Raw genomic sequence first — 16975 nt, 5'->3', positions numbered from 1 at the left:
AATGGCGTATGTCTCGTGGGCTCGGAGATGTGTATAAGAGACAGGCTTATATATTTCATTTCTTCTTTTTTCTTTTCATTTTTAACCATTAGTCTGAAAACCTCACCCCTATTTACCCCCACGGTAAACCCACTGCTTTAGTTGTGTATACTCGAATCCGCCTGAATTTCTTTTCGGGCAAATCTCCATTCATTCATTGAAGGGAAATTGTTATGAAGAAAGTACTGTATGGCATTTTTGCCATATCTGCGCTTGCGGCGACGTCTGTCTATGCAGCTCCGGTCCAGGTCGGGGAAGCAGCAGGGTCGGCAGCGACGTCTGCGTCTGCGGGGAGTTCTACCGCAGCCAGCACCAGCGCCGTAAGTTCAGCCGTGGGTGTCGCGCTGGCGGCAACCGGTGGCGGTGATGGCTCCAATACCGGAACCACGACCACTACGACGACCAGCACCCAGTAATACCGGGTGTTTTAATCATAACCACACTTCGGTGTGGTTATTTCGCCCCTTCGGAGAAGAGTCGTGAAGCGACCTGCAATCATCCTGATTTGCCTGCTGTTGCAGGCGTGCTCAGCTACCACCAAAGGGCTGGGCCACTCACTGTGGGACAGCATGTTCGGCACGCCGGGCGTGCATCTGACCGATGACGAACTTCAGAACATGCCGTATGCCAGCCAGTACATACAGCTAAACGATGGTCCGCAACTGTTTGTGGTGCTCGCTTTCGATGAAAACGGGCAGCAGAAATGGGTGACGCAGGATCAGGCCACCATCGTGACGCAGCATTCCCGCATCGTGAAAACGTTGCTCGGCGGCGACAACCTGCTTGAGGTGAACAACCTGGCTGAAGATCCGCTCATCAAGCCGAATCAGATTGTCGATGGCGCAAGCTGGACGCGCACGATGGGCTGGACCGAGCACAAACAGGTGCGCTACGCCACGGCCCGCTCCACCTTCCGCTGGGACGGTACGGACAGTGTCAAAGTGGGCAGCGACGAAACGCAGGTGCGCGTGCTGGATGAAGAGGTGACAACCGATCAGGCCACCTGGCATAACCGCTTCTGGGTGGACGAAGAGGGGCAAATCCGCCAGTCCTTACAGTATCTCGGTGCCGGTTTCTTCCCGGTGAAGACCACCCTGATCAAGGCGGCGAAATCATGAAAATGTTCATCCACATTGCGCTTCTCGCCAGCCTGACCTCGTCGCTGGCGTGGTCTGCGGGAACGGTACAGGTCTACACTCCGGACAGCGAAAAACCTAAAACCTTAACCAATGCCGGGCATCTGCTCGATCTGGTGGGGCAGCCGAGGCTGGCGAAAAGCTGGTGGACCGGGGCGGTGATCAGCGAGCGTCAGGCAACGATCGTCGCGGAACAAAAACATCAGGCGCTGCTCGCCCGACTGAGCGGGCTGGCACAACAGGAAGATGCCGACGATGCCGCGGCCATTACTAGCCTGCGTCAGCAGCTTCAGGCGGTTAAGGTGACGGGGCGCCAGAAGGTGAATCTCGATCCGGATGAGGTGCGCGTTGCGGAAAACGGCAATCCGTCGCTGGAAGGGGACTATACCCTGTGGCTTCCGGCTCAACCTTCCACCGTCACCGTGATGGGGCTTCTCAGCAGCCCTGGCAAAAAGCCGTTTACGCCGGGCCGGGACGTGGCGAGCTATCTCGACGAGCAAAGCCTGCTCAGCGGAGCGGATAACAGCTATGCCTGGGTGGTCTATCCGGACGGGCATACGCAGAAAGCGCCGGTGGCTTACTGGAATAAACGCCATATCGAACCTATGCCAGGCAGCATCATTTTTGTCGGTTTTGCCGACCATTTCTGGACGAAAGCGTATGACGGGCTTAATGCCGATATCCTTCGCTCCCTGATACAGCGGATACCGGAATAATGAAAAAAACCTATCTCTACAGCATGCTTGCACTGTGCGTGAGTGCCGCCTGTCATGCAGAAACGTATCCGGCACCCATCGGCCCGTCGCAGTCCGATTTTGGCGGCGTGGGCTTACTGCAAACCCCGACCGCGCGTATGGCCCGTGAGGGGGAAATCAGCCTTAACTATCGCGATAACGATCAGTACCGTTACTACTCTGCGTCCGTGCAGCTGTTCCCCTGGCTGGAGACCACGCTGCGCTATACCGACGTGCGTACAAAACAGTACAGCAGCGTTGAGTCCTTCTCCGGCGATCAGACCTACAAAGACAAAGCCTTCGACGTGAAGCTGCGCCTGTGGGAAGAGAGCTACTGGATGCCGCAGGTCTCCGTTGGCGCGAAGGATATCGGCGGGACCGGCCTGTTTGACGCGGAATACATCGTGGCCAGCAAAGCCTGGGGACCGTTTGATTTCTCACTCGGTCTGGGATGGGGCTATCTCGGCACCAGCGGCAACGTCAAAAATCCGTTCTGCTCCTACAGTGATAAATACTGCTACCGTGATAACAGCTACCAGAAAGCGGGCTCCATCAACGGGGACCAGATGTTCCACGGCCCGGCCTCGCTGTTTGGCGGCGTTGAGTATCAAACACCGTGGCAGCCATTACGCCTGAAGCTGGAGTACGAAGGAAACGACTACTCGCAGGACTTCGCCGGAAAAATTGAGCAAAAGAGCAAGTTTAACGTCGGCGCCATTTACCGCGTCACCGACTGGGCCGACGTTAACCTCAGCTATGAGCGCGGTAATACCCTGATGTTTGGCTTTACCCTGCGCACTAACTTTAACGACATGCGGCCGCACTACAATGACAACCCGCGGCCAAAATATCAGCCGGAGCCGCAGGATGCGATCCTTCAGCACTCCGTGGTAGCGAACCAGCTGACGCTGCTGAAATATAACGCGGGCCTGGCGGATCCGAAGATCCAGACCAAAGGCGATACGCTGTACGTCACCGGCGAGCAGGTGAAATATCGCGACTCCCGCGAAGGGATCGAGCGCGCCAACCGGATCGTCATGAACGATCTGCCGGAGGGGATCCGCACGATCCGCGTGACGGAGAACCGTCTCAACCTGCCGCAGGTTACAACCGAAACCGATGTTGCCAGCCTTAAGCGTCACCTTGAAGGCGAACCGCTGGGACATGAAACCGAGCTGGTGCAAAAACGCGTTGAGCCGGTGGTGCCAGAGAGCACCGAGCAGGGCTGGTATATCGATAAATCCCGCTTCGATTTCCATATCGATCCGGTGCTGAACCAGTCCGTGGGTGGGCCGGAAAACTTCTACATGTATCAGCTGGGCGCGATGGCGACGGCGGATCTGTGGGTGACCGACCACCTGTTGACCACCGGTAGTCTGTTCGGCAACATTGCCAACAACTACGACAAATTTAACTACACCAACCCGCCGAACGATTCAAAACTGCCGCGCGTGCGTACCCGCGTTCGCGAATATGTGCAGAACGATATCTACGTGAATAACCTCCAGGCCAACTACTTCCAGTACTTCGGCAACGGCTTCTACGGCCAGGTTTACGGTGGCTATCTGGAAACCATGTTCGGCGGCGCCGGGGCAGAAGTGCTTTATCGTCCTGTCGACAGCAACTGGGCATTTGGGATTGATGCTAACTACGTGAAACAGCGTGACTGGCGCAGCGCGCAGGACATGATGAAGTTCACCGACTACAGCGTCAAAACCGGCCACCTGACCGCCTACTGGACGCCGTCGTTCGCGCAGGACGTGCTGGTGAAAGCCAGCGTCGGCCAGTATCTGGCGGGCGATAAGGGCGGCACGCTGGATATCTCCAAACACTTCGACAGCGGCGTCGTGGTGGGCGGCTATGCCACCCTCACCAACGTTTCGCCAGACGAGTACGGGGAAGGGGACTTCACCAAAGGGGTGTACGTGTCGATTCCGCTGGATCTGTTCTCATCAGGCCCAACCCGCAGCCGTGCGGCAGTGGGCTGGACGCCGCTGACGCGCGACGGCGGCCAGCAGCTTGGACGTAAATTCCAGCTGTATGATATGACCAGCGATAAGAACATTAACTTCCGCTGATGCTTATTTGCCCGGTGGCGCTGCGCTTACCGGGCCTACGAGAGTGTTTTTGTAGGCCGGGCAAACGCAGTGCCGCCCGGCAAGAATGTTCATCTGGACAAAACATAAACAAAAAATATAGATCCCCGTCACATTTTTGCGTTATACAGGAACCTCGCCCTGGAGAATGAGGTGCTGTATGACATCCCTGACGCGTCCGCGCGTTGAGTTTATCTCAACGATACTCCAGACCGTGCTGAACCTCGGTCTGCTGAGCCTTGGCCTGATCCTGGTCGTTTTTCTGGGTAAAGAGACGGTGCATCTGGCGGATGTGCTGTTCGCCCCTGAGCAAACCAGCAAATATGCGCTGGTGGAAGGCCTGGTGGTCTACTTTCTCTACTTCGAATTTATCGCCCTGATTGTGAAGTACTTTCAGTCCGGCTTTCACTTCCCGCTGCGCTATTTTGTCTACATTGGCATCACCGCGATTGTGCGGCTGATCATCGTCGATCATAAATCCCCGCTCGACGTGCTGATCTATTCGGCGGCGATCCTGCTGCTGGTGATCACCCTCTGGCTGTGCAACTCGAAACGGCTGAAACGCGAATAAAAAAAGGGCGCTCCGAAGAGCGCCTAACAACAGTCACAAGTTGGTTCAATACAATACGTCTAAAGTTGAGGGTTGCAGTGGCATAACAAATGAAACTTAACCTTTCACACCGCCCGCCGTCAGGCCGTTGACCAGCCAGCGCTGGGCCAGCAGGAACACCACGGTAATCGGGATGGCAGAGAGGACGGCCGCCGCGGCAAAGTCGCCCCACAGGTAGTTTTGCGGGTTGAGATACTGCTGCATACCGACGGCCAGGGTGTAGCTGTTTACATCACGCAGTAACAGTGAGGCGACCGGGACTTCGGTGATCGCCGCGATAAACGACAGAATAAACACCACCGCCAGAATCGGCACCGACAGCGGCAGCAGCACCAGGCGGAACGCCTGCCACGGTGTCGCCCCATCCAGCGCCGCCGCTTCTTCCAGCGAACCGTCGATGGTTTCGAAATAGCCCTTGATGGTCCACACATGCAGGGCGATGCCGCCAAGATAGGCGAAGATCACGCCGCCGTGAGTGTTCAGGCCGATGAACGGCACGTACTGGCCCAGACGGTCAAACAGGGCATACAACGCCACCAGTGACAGCACGGCCGGGAACATCTGGAAAATCAGCATCCCTTTCAGCAGCGTCGCTTTGCCTGGGAAGCGCATGCGGGCGAAGGCGTAAGCACAGGTGGTGGAGAGCGTCACGATGCCGATCGCGGTGATGGTCGCCACCTTCACCGAGTTCCACAGCCAGAGCAGCACCGGGAACGGCGGCGGCGTGACGCGGCCATCCGCGTGCTCCACGCTGAAGCCCAGCGCGAGCTTCCAGTGCTCCCAGGAGATTTCGTCCGGGATCAGGCTCCCGGTGGCGAAGTTCCCCGAACGCAGGGAGATGGCGATAACCATCAGCAGCGGGAACATGATCGCTGCGATGAAAATCAGCAGGCCTAAGTGCGTCGCGAGGAGGCGCAGTTTCTGAGATTTGGGTTGTACCATTGCCATGTTCAGTGCCCTCCTTAGTCAAATTTCATACGTGTGGCTTTCAGGTTTACAATCGCCAGGGCGCCCACCAGCAGGAAGATCAGGGTGGCAATCGCCGCCGCCAGGCCGAAGTCCTGACCGCCGCCGCCCTCGAAGGCGATGCGGTAGGTGTAGCTCACGAGCAGGTCGGTATAGCCTGCTGGCGTGGTGGTGCCGAGACGGTCCGGGCCACCGTTGGTCAACAGCTGAATCAGCACGAAGTTGTTAAAGTTAAAGGCGAAGCTGGCGATCATCAGCGGCGTCAGCGGCTTAATGAGCAGCGGCAGGGTAATTTTGAAGAAGTTCTGGAACGGACCCGCGCCGTCCATCGCCGAGGCTTCGTACAGATCGTCCGGGATAGCCTTCAGCAGCCCCATGCACAGGATCATCATGTACGGATACCCGAGCCAGGTGTTCACGATGATAATCATCGAACGGGCGGTGGTCGGGTCGCTGAACCAGGCCGGTTTGATACCGAACAGCGCGCTCAGCATCATGTTGATTTCACCGAAGCTCTGGTTAAACAGCCCTTTGAAAATCAGAATCGAGATGAACGACGGCACGGCGTAGGGCAGAATCAGCAGCACGCGGTAAATCGCTTTGCCTTTCAGGGACTCCCACTGGACGAGGCAGGCCAACACCATGCCGACGGCCACGGTCAGGATCACCGTCAGTACCGAGAACACCACCGTCCAGACGAAGATGGCGAAGAACGGTTTCTGAATGCCTTCATCGGTAAATACGCGGGTAAAGTTGTCCCAGCCGATGGTGACGGTATAGCCCGGGCTGAGTTTGTCGTCGCCCCAGCTGCCGTCGGCATTCACCGACTGATAGAAACCGATATCGTTGTTCGGACGGTACTTCACGCCGCTCTGGTTGTTGGTCAGCGTGCCGTCATCCGCCAGGGTATAAAGCGGCTGCGTGCCGGAGAACTGGCGCAGCGAGCTCATGGTCACTTTGCTGTCATCGGGCAGCACGGCGGTGAGCTGGGTCAGCGCCTGGCGATTCTGGGTAATGATACGCAGGTTGGCACGTTCACCTTCCGGCAGGGCCGCAGCCTCTTTTAAGGCCAGCTTCTGCTCGCCGCCAAATTTGAACGCGTCGGAAAGATAGGTTTTGCCGCTCTCACCGTCAGTGAGCGCTAACTTCCACTCATCTCCCGCAGGATACAGGCCGAAGTTAAAGGTTTTACCCGCCTGATAAGAACGGTCCAGAAGCACCTGGGTGGCGCGCTCCTGCGCGAGCTGGTTGGTGCTGCTGTAGTTGGTAAAGGCAATCGCGATGGTGCAGATCAGCGGAAAGAGGACAAACAGCCCCATCCCGGCAACACCCGGGTAGACATAGCGCCAGGCGTACGCTTTACGGTTGGCGAAAATATACAGGCCAACCGAGCTTAAAATCAGCGTCATGATGGCAAACAGGTATTCCCCTTGCACGTACATTAAAACAACAAGGTAACCCACCAGCAGACACAGCAGACCTATCACTGACCACTTCAGTGCGTCGCTTTGCCACCAGTGCTTCTTTTTAATGACATCCATGGGGTTCTTCCTCTACAACGGTGGAAACTTATCGTCAGGTGGCGCTGCGCTTACCTGACCTACGGATCGTGCCGTAGTCGTAGGGCGGGTAAGCGCATGCGCCACCCGCCGTTTTTCTGCTTACTTAGTAATACGACCCTGAGCATCTTTCAGCGCGGCATCGACGGTCTGGCGACCGCTTGCAGCGTTGATGACGGCGGTACGGGTGGCGTACCAGAACGCAGCCATCTGTGGGATGTTCGGCATGATTTCGCCTTTCTGGGCGTTATCCATGGTGGCCGCAATACGTGGATCTTTCGCCAGCTGATCCTGGAAGGATTTCAGCGCAACGGCGCCCAGCGGTTTGTCCTTGTTCACTTCATCCAGACCCTGATCGGTCAGCAGGTAGTTTTCGAGGAACTCTTTCGCCAGCTCTTTGTTCGGGCTGGCGGCGTTGATACCCGCGCTCAGCACGCCAACGAACGGTTTAGACGGTTTGCCGTTGAAGGTTGGCAGCAGGGTCACGCCGTAGTTGATTTTGCTCTTGTCGATGTTGGTCCAGGCCCACGGACCGTTGATGGTCATCGCGGTTTCGCCTTTGTTGAACGCCGCTTCCGCGATGGAGTAGTCGGTATCCGCGTTCATGTGTTTGTTCTTAATCAGGTCAACCAGGAAGGTCAGGCCTTTTTTCGCGCCCGCACTGTCCACGCCCACGTCTTTCACGTCATATTTGCCGTTTTCAAACTTGAACGCGTAGCCGCCGTCGGCAGCAATCAGCGGCCATGTGAAGTACGGCTCTTGCAGGTTGAACATCAGAGCGGATTTACCTTTCGCCTTCAGCTCTTTATCCAGAGCAGGGATCTCTTCCCAGGTTTTCGGTGGGTTTGGCACCAGGTCTTTGTTGTAAATCAGTGACAGGGCTTCAACCGCGATTGGGTAAGCGATCAGCTTGCCGTTATAGCGAACGGCGTCCCAGGTGAACGGGAACAGTTTGTCCTGGAAGGCTTTGTCTGGCGTAACTTCTGCCAGCAGGCCAGACTGCGCGTAGCCCCCGAAACGGTCATGCGCCCAGAAGATAATGTCCGGACCGTCGCCCGTGGCCGCAACCTGCGGGAACTTCTCTTCCAGTTTGTCCGGGTGCTCTACGGTGACTTTGATACCGGTGTCTTTCTCGAATTTTTTGCCCACTTCGGCCAGACCGTTATAGCCCTTGTCGCCGTTAATCCAGATAACCAGCTTACCTTCTTCAATTTTGGCGAGAGCCGGTGCAGAAATCATCATTGCTGCGAGGGCGGACAATGCGAAAACGCGTGCGCCAGTCTTGATCTTCATATCTGCCATCCTTTATTGGTGATGTGCTCGTGGATACATAAGGTGGTTCAACGTGACTCAGTCTCCTTATTTGACATCCTCTTTCCATCCTCCCAGTCCCTACGCCCCACCCCCTGTTTGTGTGATCCCTGTAACATAAATTTAAGTTATGAGTGCTGGCGCACATAAAAACCCACTGAATTTTGCAGGCCGCTTCACGATTTTCGCCTCGGCCCCTCCGCTGCGGTCGCAGAGCCTGCTCTCTCATCCTCCCGCCTCCTCCCCCATAAAAAAGCCGGGGGGTGGAGGATTCACGAAAGTAATGGAACACGCATAGTGAACTTATCTTGAATGTTTCTGTCGGTGACAGGTTGTAACGAAGGGAGAAGGGCATGGCGAGCGTACAGCTGCGTAATGTAACGAAAGCCTGGGGCGACGTTGTGGTGTCAAAAGACATCAATCTGGACATCCACGAAGGTGAGTTTGTGGTGTTCGTGGGTCCATCAGGCTGTGGTAAATCGACTCTGCTGCGTATGATTGCCGGTCTTGAAACCATCACCAGTGGCGATCTGTTTATTGGTGATACCCGAATGAACGACATCCCGCCAGCTGAACGCGGCGTGGGCATGGTGTTCCAGTCTTATGCGCTTTATCCGCATCTTTCCGTTGCCGAGAATATGTCCTTTGGCCTGAAGCTGGCCGGCGCGAAAAAAGAGACCATTAACCAGCGCGTCACCCAGGTGGCGGAAGTGCTCCAGCTGGCACATCTGCTGGAGCGTAAACCGAAGGCGCTCTCCGGCGGTCAGCGTCAGCGTGTGGCGATCGGACGTACGCTGGTGGCCGAGCCGCGCGTGTTCCTGCTCGATGAACCTCTCTCTAACCTGGATGCCGCCCTGCGCGTCCAGATGCGTATCGAAATCTCCCGTCTGCACAAACGCCTTGGACGCACGATGATTTACGTCACCCACGATCAGGTCGAAGCGATGACGCTGGCCGACAAAATCGTGGTGCTGGACGCCGGTCGCGTGGCGCAGGTGGGCAAACCGCTGGAGCTGTATCACTACCCGGCAGACCGCTTTGTTGCGGGCTTCATTGGCTCGCCAAAGATGAACTTCCTGCCCGTAAAAGTGACCGCGACGGCCATTGAACAGGTACAGGTGGAGCTGCCAAACCGTCAGCAAGTCTGGCTGCCGGTCGACAGCGCCAACGTACAGGTGGGGGCCAATATGTCCCTCGGTATCCGCCCTGAGCATTTACTGCCGAGCCACATCGCTGATGTGACGCTGGAAGGTGAAGTTCAGGTCGTCGAACAGCTTGGTCACGAAACACAGATTCATATCCAGATCCCCGCCATCCGTCAGAACCTGGTCTACCGCCAGAATGACGTGGTGTTGGTAGAAGAGGGTGCCACATTCGCTATCGGTTTGCCGCCAGAGCGTTGCCATCTGTTCCGTGAGGATGGCACTGCATGTCGTCGGTTGCACAAAGAGCCAGGCGTTTAAGCATTCCAATTACAAAGAAAAGCAATGATCTCAGGAGATAGAATAATGATTACTCTGCGCAAAGTCCCTCTGGCTGTCGCCATTGCGGCAGGCATCCTGTCTGCCCAGGCGGGCGCCGTAGACTTTAAAGGTTATGCTCGTTCCGGCATTGGCTGGACCGGAAGTGGCGGTGAACAACAATGTTTCCAGGCAACAGGCGCACAAAGTAAATACCGTCTCGGTAACGAATGTGAAACCTACGCCGAACTGAAACTGGGCCAGGAAGTGTGGAAAGAAGGCGACAAGAGCTTCTATTTCGACACCAACGTAGCGTACTCCGTTTCTCAGCAGAATGACTGGGAATCCACCAGCCCGGCCTTCCGTGAAGCTAACGTGCAGGGTAAAAACCTGATTGAATGGCTGCCAGGCTCTACCATCTGGGCCGGTAAGCGCTTCTATCAGCGTCATGACGTACACATGATCGACTTCTACTACTGGGATATCTCTGGTCCTGGTGCCGGTATTGAAAACATCGATCTGGGCTTTGGTAAACTCTCTCTGGCAGCGACCCGTTCTTCTGAGTCCGGCGGTTCTGCGACCTTCGCCGATCGTGATGCGAACGGTGACCGTATTTATGACAACGTGGTACCAAACGATGTCTTCGACGTGCGTTTAGCCGGTCTGGAAACCAACCCGGGCGGTACGCTGGAGCTGGGCGTTGACTACGGTCATACCAACATTCCTGACGACTACTATCTGCAACCTGGCGCCTCTAAAGATGGCTGGCTGTTCACCGCTGAACACACCCAGAGCATGATGAAAGGCTTCAACAAGTTCGTGCTGCAATACGGTACGGACTCCATGACCTCTAACGGTAAAGGTATTCCACAGGGCGGCAGCATCGATAACGACGGCTCTATGTGGCGCGTGCTGGACCACGGTGCAATCACCCTGGCAGACCGTTGGGACCTGATGTACGTCGGTATGTACCAGAACATCGATCGTGACAACAACAACGGTACCGAGTGGTGGACCGTGGGTGTTCGTCCAATGTTCAAATGGACGCCGATCATGAGCACCTTGCTGGAAGTGGGCTACGACAACGTTAAATCTCAGAAAACTGACGACAAAAACAGCCAGTACAAAATCACCCTGGCACAGCAATGGCAGGCAGGCGACAGCATCTGGTCCCGTCCGGCTATCCGCGTCTTCGCAACCTACGCGAAGTGGGATGAGAAATGGGGCTACGCGAACAACGGCGATACGGGCTACACCTCTGGCGTAGCGTATAGCGACACCTCCGCGAAAACCTTCAGCCGTGGCGATAACGATGAGTGGACCTTCGGCGCCCAGATGGAAATCTGGTGGTAATTCGTCAAGCCTGACGTAATAACCTGAAAAGAGGGGCGCAAGCCCCTCTCTCCTTAGGGTGCTGCGCGCTATTGCCTGGCCACCGCAGTGCTCACGCTATCAGAGGTAATAACAATGAAAATGAAGAAAAGTCTCGTCGCGCTGTGCCTCTCTGCGGGGCTGTTGGCCTGTGCGCCTGCGGTCACCTATGCAGATGTGAATTTTGTTCCTCAAAATACCAGTGCTGCGCCAGCTATTCCGGCTGCGGCACTTCAGCAACTGGTGTGGACGCCAGTTGATCAATCGAAAACACAAACTACCCAGCTTTCAGCGGGGGGCCAGTCACTGAACGTGCCGGGTATCAGCGGTCCGGTTGCGGCGTTCAGCGTGCCGGCGAATATCGGCGAGCTGACCCTGACGTTGACCAGTGAAGTCAATAAGCAGACCAGCGTCTTCGCGCCTAACGTGCTGATCCTCGATCAGAACATGACGCCATCCGCATTCTTCCCAAGCGACTATTTCAGCTATCAGGAGCCTGGCGTCATGAGCGCCGATCGGCTGGAAGGCGTTATGCGCCTGACGCCAGCCCTGGGTCAGCAGAAGATTTATGTCCTGGTGTTCACAACTGAAAAAGATTTGCAGCAAACCACGAAGCTGGTCGATCCGGCAAAAGCCTATGCGAAAGGCACGGGGAACTCTGTCCCGGATATTCCGGACCCGCTTGCCCGTCATACTACCGATGGTCTGATCAAGCTGAAAGTCTCCACCAACAGCGCCTCCAGCGTACTCGTAGGCCCGCTGTTTGGCTCATCTGGCCCGGGTCCGGTAACGGTGGGTAATACTGCCGCGCCTGTATATGCCGCGCCTGCCGCAGCACCGGCCGCAGCTCCGGCCCCGGCGAAAAAAGCCGAGCCGGTGCTTAACGATACTGAAACTTACTTTAACAACGCCATCAAGCAGGCGGTTAAAAACGGCGATGTCGATAAAGCGCTGAAACTGCTTGATGAAGCCGAGCGTTTAGGTTCAACCACTGCCCGTTCCACCTTTATCAGCAGTGTAAAAGGCAAGGGGTAACCGTCTCCCCACAGTGCTGATTTTGTTAGTCGTTTAGTGCGCCTTCACGGGCGCACTTTTTTTGGCTAAGTTGCACCATTGTTGCGATAGTGATCGCTAAATTTGGTTTGTCCGTCCTCATTTTGCCAATCTGCGATACAATGCCTTTACGTTATGTATCGGAGAGTCTGGCATGTCACACCCCGCGCTCACGCAGCTGCGTGCGCTACGCTATTTCGACCAAATACCCGCGCTTGACCCGGAGCAACTGGACTGGCTGCTGCTGGAAGATTCCATGACAAAACGTTTTGAGCAACAGGGTAAAACGGTCACGGTGACGATGATTCAGGAAGGGTTTGTCTCGCCTGCGGAGATTGCCAGCGAGCTGCCGCTGCTGCCGCAGGAAGAACGCTACTGGCTGCGTGAAATTTTACTGTGTGCCGATGGCGAGCCGTGGCTTGCCGGGCGGACGGTGGTTCCTGAGTCTACACTTTCCGGGCCGGAGCTGGCATTGCAACGCCTCGGCAAAACGCCCCTGGGGCGCTATCTGTTCACCTCGTCTGAACTGACCCGTGATTTTATTGAAATTGGTTGCGATGCCGATTTGTGGGGGCGCCGTTCCCGCCTTCGTTTGAGTGGCAAGCCGTTAATACTGACGGAACTCTTTTTGCCTGCATCGCCGTTGTACTAAGAGGGAGAAAAAATGGAGTGGAGTCTGACGCAGAATAAGCTGCTGGCCTATCACCGCCTGATGCGTACTGATAAACCCATTGGCGCGCTGCTGCTGCTGTGGCCGACCTTATGGGCGCTGTGGGTTGCCACGCCGGGGGTGCCGCCGCTGTGGATCCTGGCGGTGTTTGTGGCGGGCGTCTGGCTGATGCGCGCTGCGGGCTGTGTGGTTAACGACTATGCTGACCGGAAATTTGATGGACATGTTAAGCGCACCGCGAATCGTCCTCTGCCGAGCGGTCAGGTGACCGGGAAAGAGGCGCGCATTCTGTTTGTGGTGCTGGTGCTGCTCTCATTCATGCTGGTGTTAACCCTTAACACCATGACCATTCTGTTGTCCGTTGCTGCTCTGGCGCTGGCCTGGGTTTACCCGTTCATGAAGCGATACACCCATCTGCCGCAGGTGGTATTGGGTGCGGCATTTGGCTGGTCGATTCCCATGGCGTTTGCCGCGGTCAGCGAGTCCGTTCCGCTCAGCTGCTGGCTGATGTTCCTGGCGAATATTCTCTGGGCCGTTGCGTACGATACCCAATACGCGATGGTCGATCGCGATGACGATCTCAAGATTGGCATCAAATCGACGGCGATCCTGTTTGGTCGTCACGACAAACTGATCATCGGCATATTGCAGGTGGCGGTGCTGGCGCTGATGGTGGCGATTGGTCGCCTGAACGGGCTGAACTGGGAGTTTTACTGGTCCGTACTGGTGGCGGGGCTGCTGTTTGCGTATCAGCAGAAGCTGATTGCGAAGCGCGAGCGTGAAGCCTGCTTTAAAGCGTTTCTGAATAATAACTACGTTGGGCTGGTGCTGTTTCTGGGCCTGGCGATGAGTTACTGGTGATAAAAAAGCCGGGTGGCGGCTTCGCCTTACCCGGCCTACGATTTAGCGGAACATGTAGGCCAGGTAAGCGTTAGCGCCACCCGGCTTTAGCGTCACTCGCCCTGCGTCGAACTCTCAATCGTCAAACGCACATCCGCGGTAATCAGCTCTGCCAGCATCTGATAAACCTTCATCGTCTCTTCCGGCTCGGCATCGCCCGTATCGCTAATGTACCCTTCGTCGCGCAGCGTCAGCACCAGGGAGCTGAATACCGCTTTGTCGAAGAATTCCGGGGCGTTAATGCCATGCAGAACGGAAAGGCGCTGGGCCAGCGTCCGGCTCTCTTTTTCCAGCGTACCGCGGTTGATTGACGGGTTTGCACTCAACAACCAGAAGGTAATGGCGTAGCGCTGCAACGTCTCACGCGCACCGGAAGCCAGGAGCTGCAAGGTACGGGAACGTGACGGATTGATATGCAGTTCATCATCACTGATGGTAATCAGCCCCTGACGATGCATCTCTGCCGTCATTTTATCGAGCTCTGCCGCCAGTTCATCCTTACTCCAGCGCAGGAACAGCTCCGCTTTCAGCATCGGGTAGATGGCCTGAATATGGCGCAGCAGCTCCTGACGCGAAATACGGCGGTGCTGGGTAATAATGGCCGCCATCAGCGACGGCAGCATCAGCATATGCGTGATGTTATTGCGGTAGTAGGTCATCAGCACAGCCTGCTCGCGCGGCAGAATGATGATGTCACCAATCGTATCTTTCTCGACTTCGAACTTGTTCATCTGCAACGCGTGATCAATCAGCTCGCTGGCGGTGGCAGACGGCACGGTCGAATCCACGGAATACGGCACGTTGCGCATGATATCCAGGTAGCAATCAATCTGCTCGGTCAACTGCTCACGGGTCAGTGAACGCTGGCGAGAGGCCAGAAGCGCAGTACAACACAGGTTCATGGCGTTTGCCGCACCAGCATTGTTGATGCGTACCATCAGCTCGGATGCAATGCCGTTGACCGTTGGCGTCAGCCAGGCCGGACGTACCGCTTCGATAGGATCGATAGACTCGCGCCACTCCGGAACATGATGGTTCAGATATGTCATCAGCGGCAGGGGCTCGCCAAAGTTCACGTAGCCCTGGCCGAGGTTACGCAGTTTACTCAGCCCACGCAGCATCTGCGGCAGACTCTCTTTCTCTTTGGTCGCACCGCGCAGCTCTTTCGCGTAGGTGCCCACTTCCATCACGTGTTCATAACCGATGTAAATAGGCACCAGCGTGATAGGACGCGTACCGCCACGCAGCATGGCCTGAATGGTCATCGACAGCGTGCCGGTCTTCGGATCGAGCAGACGACCGGTACGCGAGCGACCACCTTCAACAAAGTACTCCACGGAATAACCGCGGCTGAACAGCTCGCCCAGATACTCCCTGAAGACGGTGGAGTAGAGCTTGTTACCTTTGAAGGTACGACGAATGAAGAACGCACCCAGACGGCGGAAAATCGGGCCTGCTGGCCAGAAGTTCAGGTTGATACCGGCAGCAATATGCGGAGGCACCAGCCCCTGGTGATAGAGCACGTAAGAGAGCAACAGGTAGTCCATGTGGCTGCGGTGGCAGGGCACATAGACAATTTCGTGGCCGTCGTGCGCTAACTGACGCACGCGCTCGGCGTTGTGGACGTTAATCCCCTGATAGAGGCGGTTCCACGTAAAGCCGAGGATACGGTCAGAGAGGCGAATCATCTCGTAGGAGAAGTTCGCGGCGATCTCTTCCATCAGCGCGATTGCGTTCTGCTGCGCTTTCTCGTGCGAAATTTTCTTGCTGCGCGCTTCATCTTCTACGGCACGGGCAATCGCTTTGGAAGCCAGCAGCTTGTTGAACAGATCCTGACGCGCCGGGAGACGTGGCCCAACGGCCGCCAGACGCTGACGTGCAAAGTGCATACGCGCAACGCGCGCCAGCTTTTGCGCAATGATTTTGTCAGTGCCGTGTTCATCCGCCATGCGGCGCAGTGAAACAGAAGGTGAGAAGCGGACAAAGCTGTCGCGTCCCAGCCAGGAGACGGCGAAGAACTTCTGAATGCCGTTGAGCATACGCAGCGGCGGGTTCTCTTCCCCTTTTTCACGCCCCGGACGGCGGCCAAACATCACCGACACCGGCACCATCTGCACGTCCAGATCGGGGTTGCTGCGGTGCAGATCAAGGTAATCATGGAACAGCTTAATGGACTCTTCTTTCGGCGTGTAATAGGTGAACACGCGCGGTCCGCCATGGATGAACACGTAGCGCGGCAGCAGCGTACCGTCGACTTCCAGCGGTTCGAGCGGGTCAGGTAAATCGTGCGCCAGACATTGAGCGCGAAGCGTCAGCAGGTCTGCCTTCGAGTTATAAGGCAAAACGTACATAATAGGGCGCGACGTATCGAGCCCTAATTCCAGCGCAGGTTCTGCTGGGATAGACTTACTTTTTACCAGTACGCTTAATGGTAAATTAAGTAATTTGTAGTAAATTCGTGGCCAGCCGGACATAAACGATGTAAAGCCTCTGGTTAATAATGCAATTGCGGCGCAAGGATAACAGAAAGCGCGCAAAATTTCTGTTGTTACCCGTCATACTTCAGGTTGCAGCAAAACGCGCTGCGGCTTTAGTTACAGACGCTATTTATCATAAAAGGTTCTTTTAATGGCCAATAATACCACTGGGTTAACTCGAATCATTAAAGCTGCCGGTTATTCATGGAAAGGTTTCCGCGCGGCATGGGTTAATGAAGCCGCTTTCCGCCAGGAGGCGGTTGCTGCAATCGTTGCCGTTGTCATCGCCTGCTTCCTTGATGTTGATGCTATCACCCGCGTACTGCTCATCGGATCTGTCCTTCTGGTGATGATAGTGGAAATTCTTAATAGCGCTATTGAGGCCGTTGTTGACCGAATCGGGTCGGAATTCCATGAACTGTCTGGCCGGGCGAAAGACATGGGTTCCGCTGCCGTACTGCTGGCGATTATCACTGCGACGATCACCTGGGTCACGCTGCTTTGGTCGCATTTCCGATGAGCCTCGAGGAATAATTAAGTCCCTGGTTTTTTGTGCAGTTTTTGGTTCCAAAATCGCCTTTGACTGTATATAC

At 55.9% G+C, this 16975-nt stretch carries 15 protein-coding genes; 11 read left to right on the top strand and 4 right to left on the bottom strand.

Features of this window, described 5'->3' with window-relative positions:
- Nucleotides 1-212 precede the first annotated feature (212 nt).
- From yjbE to psiE, 5 genes are all read left to right on the top strand, one after another.
- A complete protein-coding gene (yjbE, locus tag ACNQ0W_RS20625; RefSeq protein WP_003860341.1) occupies nucleotides 213-455 on the top strand; it encodes an exopolysaccharide production protein YjbE in 243 nt (80 codons plus the stop codon).
- Between the two features lie 63 nt (nucleotides 456-518).
- On the top strand, nucleotides 519-1157 hold the full coding sequence (locus ACNQ0W_RS20620; protein WP_062933772.1) for a YjbF family lipoprotein: 639 nt from the start codon (nucleotides 519-521) through the stop codon (nucleotides 1155-1157).
- Nucleotides 1154-1891 carry a capsule biosynthesis GfcC D2 domain-containing protein gene (locus ACNQ0W_RS20615; protein WP_062933771.1) on the top strand — a complete coding sequence of 246 codons (738 nt, stop codon included), beginning with the start codon at nucleotides 1154-1156 and terminating at the stop codon, nucleotides 1889-1891. Before ACNQ0W_RS20620 ends, ACNQ0W_RS20615 begins: the two co-directional genes overlap by 4 nt.
- Entirely contained in the window at nucleotides 1891-3987 is a 2097-nt protein-coding gene (locus ACNQ0W_RS20610) for a YjbH domain-containing protein (RefSeq protein WP_062933770.1), read from the top strand. Before ACNQ0W_RS20615 ends, ACNQ0W_RS20610 begins: the two co-directional genes overlap by 1 nt.
- A 178-nt stretch (nucleotides 3988-4165) precedes the next feature.
- The gene (psiE, locus tag ACNQ0W_RS20605; RefSeq protein ID WP_000202963.1) at nucleotides 4166-4576 is read left to right on the top strand and encodes a phosphate-starvation-inducible protein PsiE; all 411 of its coding nucleotides are present in this window, start codon (nucleotides 4166-4168) and stop codon (nucleotides 4574-4576) included.
- Between the two features lie 96 nt (nucleotides 4577-4672).
- Here psiE and malG read toward each other — a convergent pair whose 3' ends face one another.
- The 3 genes from malG to malE all read right to left on the bottom strand — a co-directional run bounded on the left by malG (nucleotide 4673) and on the right by malE (nucleotide 8433).
- Nucleotides 4673-5563 (bottom strand): maltose ABC transporter permease MalG, encoded by an 891-nt coding sequence (malG, locus tag ACNQ0W_RS20600; RefSeq protein ID WP_003860332.1) that lies wholly within the window; start codon nucleotides 5561-5563, stop codon nucleotides 4673-4675.
- Nucleotides 5564-5577: 14 nt separating this feature from the next.
- Nucleotides 5578-7122, bottom strand: a complete 1545-nt coding sequence (gene malF / locus ACNQ0W_RS20595) for a maltose ABC transporter permease MalF (RefSeq protein ID WP_045349134.1) — start codon at nucleotides 7120-7122, stop codon at nucleotides 5578-5580.
- Nucleotides 7123-7242: 120 nt separating this feature from the next.
- Nucleotides 7243-8433, bottom strand: a complete 1191-nt coding sequence (gene malE, locus ACNQ0W_RS20590; protein ID WP_003860330.1) for a maltose/maltodextrin ABC transporter substrate-binding protein MalE — start codon at nucleotides 8431-8433, stop codon at nucleotides 7243-7245.
- A 371-nt stretch (nucleotides 8434-8804) separates the two neighbouring features.
- Here malE and malK point away from each other — a divergent pair, with 371 nt between their 5' ends.
- The 5 genes from malK (at nucleotide 8805) to ubiA (ending at nucleotide 13866) form a co-directional block, all read left to right on the top strand.
- A complete protein-coding gene (gene malK / locus ACNQ0W_RS20585; RefSeq protein ID WP_003860329.1) occupies nucleotides 8805-9914 on the top strand; it encodes a maltose/maltodextrin ABC transporter ATP-binding protein MalK in 1110 nt (369 codons plus the stop codon).
- A 42-nt stretch (nucleotides 9915-9956) separates the two neighbouring features.
- Nucleotides 9957-11264: a maltoporin gene (locus tag ACNQ0W_RS20580; protein WP_026094413.1), complete on the top strand. Its 1308-nt coding sequence runs from the start codon at nucleotides 9957-9959 to the stop codon at nucleotides 11262-11264.
- A gap of 114 nt (nucleotides 11265-11378) precedes the next feature.
- Entirely contained in the window at nucleotides 11379-12317 is a 939-nt protein-coding gene (gene malM, locus ACNQ0W_RS20575; protein WP_032646870.1) for a maltose operon protein MalM, read from the top strand.
- A gap of 172 nt (nucleotides 12318-12489) precedes the next feature.
- Entirely contained in the window at nucleotides 12490-12987 is a 498-nt protein-coding gene (gene ubiC, locus ACNQ0W_RS20570; protein WP_015570175.1) for a chorismate lyase, read from the top strand.
- Nucleotides 12988-12999: 12 nt separating this feature from the next.
- Nucleotides 13000-13866 carry a 4-hydroxybenzoate octaprenyltransferase gene (gene ubiA, locus ACNQ0W_RS20565; protein WP_015570176.1) on the top strand — a complete coding sequence of 289 codons (867 nt, stop codon included), beginning with the start codon at nucleotides 13000-13002 and terminating at the stop codon, nucleotides 13864-13866.
- A 92-nt stretch (nucleotides 13867-13958) separates the two neighbouring features.
- Here the strand turns inward: ubiA and plsB are convergent, their stop codons facing one another.
- On the bottom strand, nucleotides 13959-16379 hold the full coding sequence (gene plsB / locus ACNQ0W_RS20560; RefSeq protein WP_003860322.1) for a glycerol-3-phosphate 1-O-acyltransferase PlsB: 2421 nt from the start codon (nucleotides 16377-16379) through the stop codon (nucleotides 13959-13961).
- Between the two features lie 154 nt (nucleotides 16380-16533).
- Here plsB and ACNQ0W_RS20555 point away from each other — a divergent pair, with 154 nt between their 5' ends.
- Nucleotides 16534-16902 (top strand): diacylglycerol kinase, encoded by a 369-nt coding sequence (locus tag ACNQ0W_RS20555; protein WP_062933769.1) that lies wholly within the window; start codon nucleotides 16534-16536, stop codon nucleotides 16900-16902.
- Nucleotides 16903-16975 lie beyond the last annotated feature (73 nt).

Source organism: Enterobacter cloacae complex sp. 6730903, from assembly GCF_048283985.1.
GTDB classification, from domain to species: Bacteria; Pseudomonadota; Gammaproteobacteria; order Enterobacterales; family Enterobacteriaceae; genus Enterobacter; species Enterobacter hormaechei_C.
Note: the sequence above shows the minus strand (reverse complement) of the source record. Positions and strands in the feature narration are given on the sequence as shown.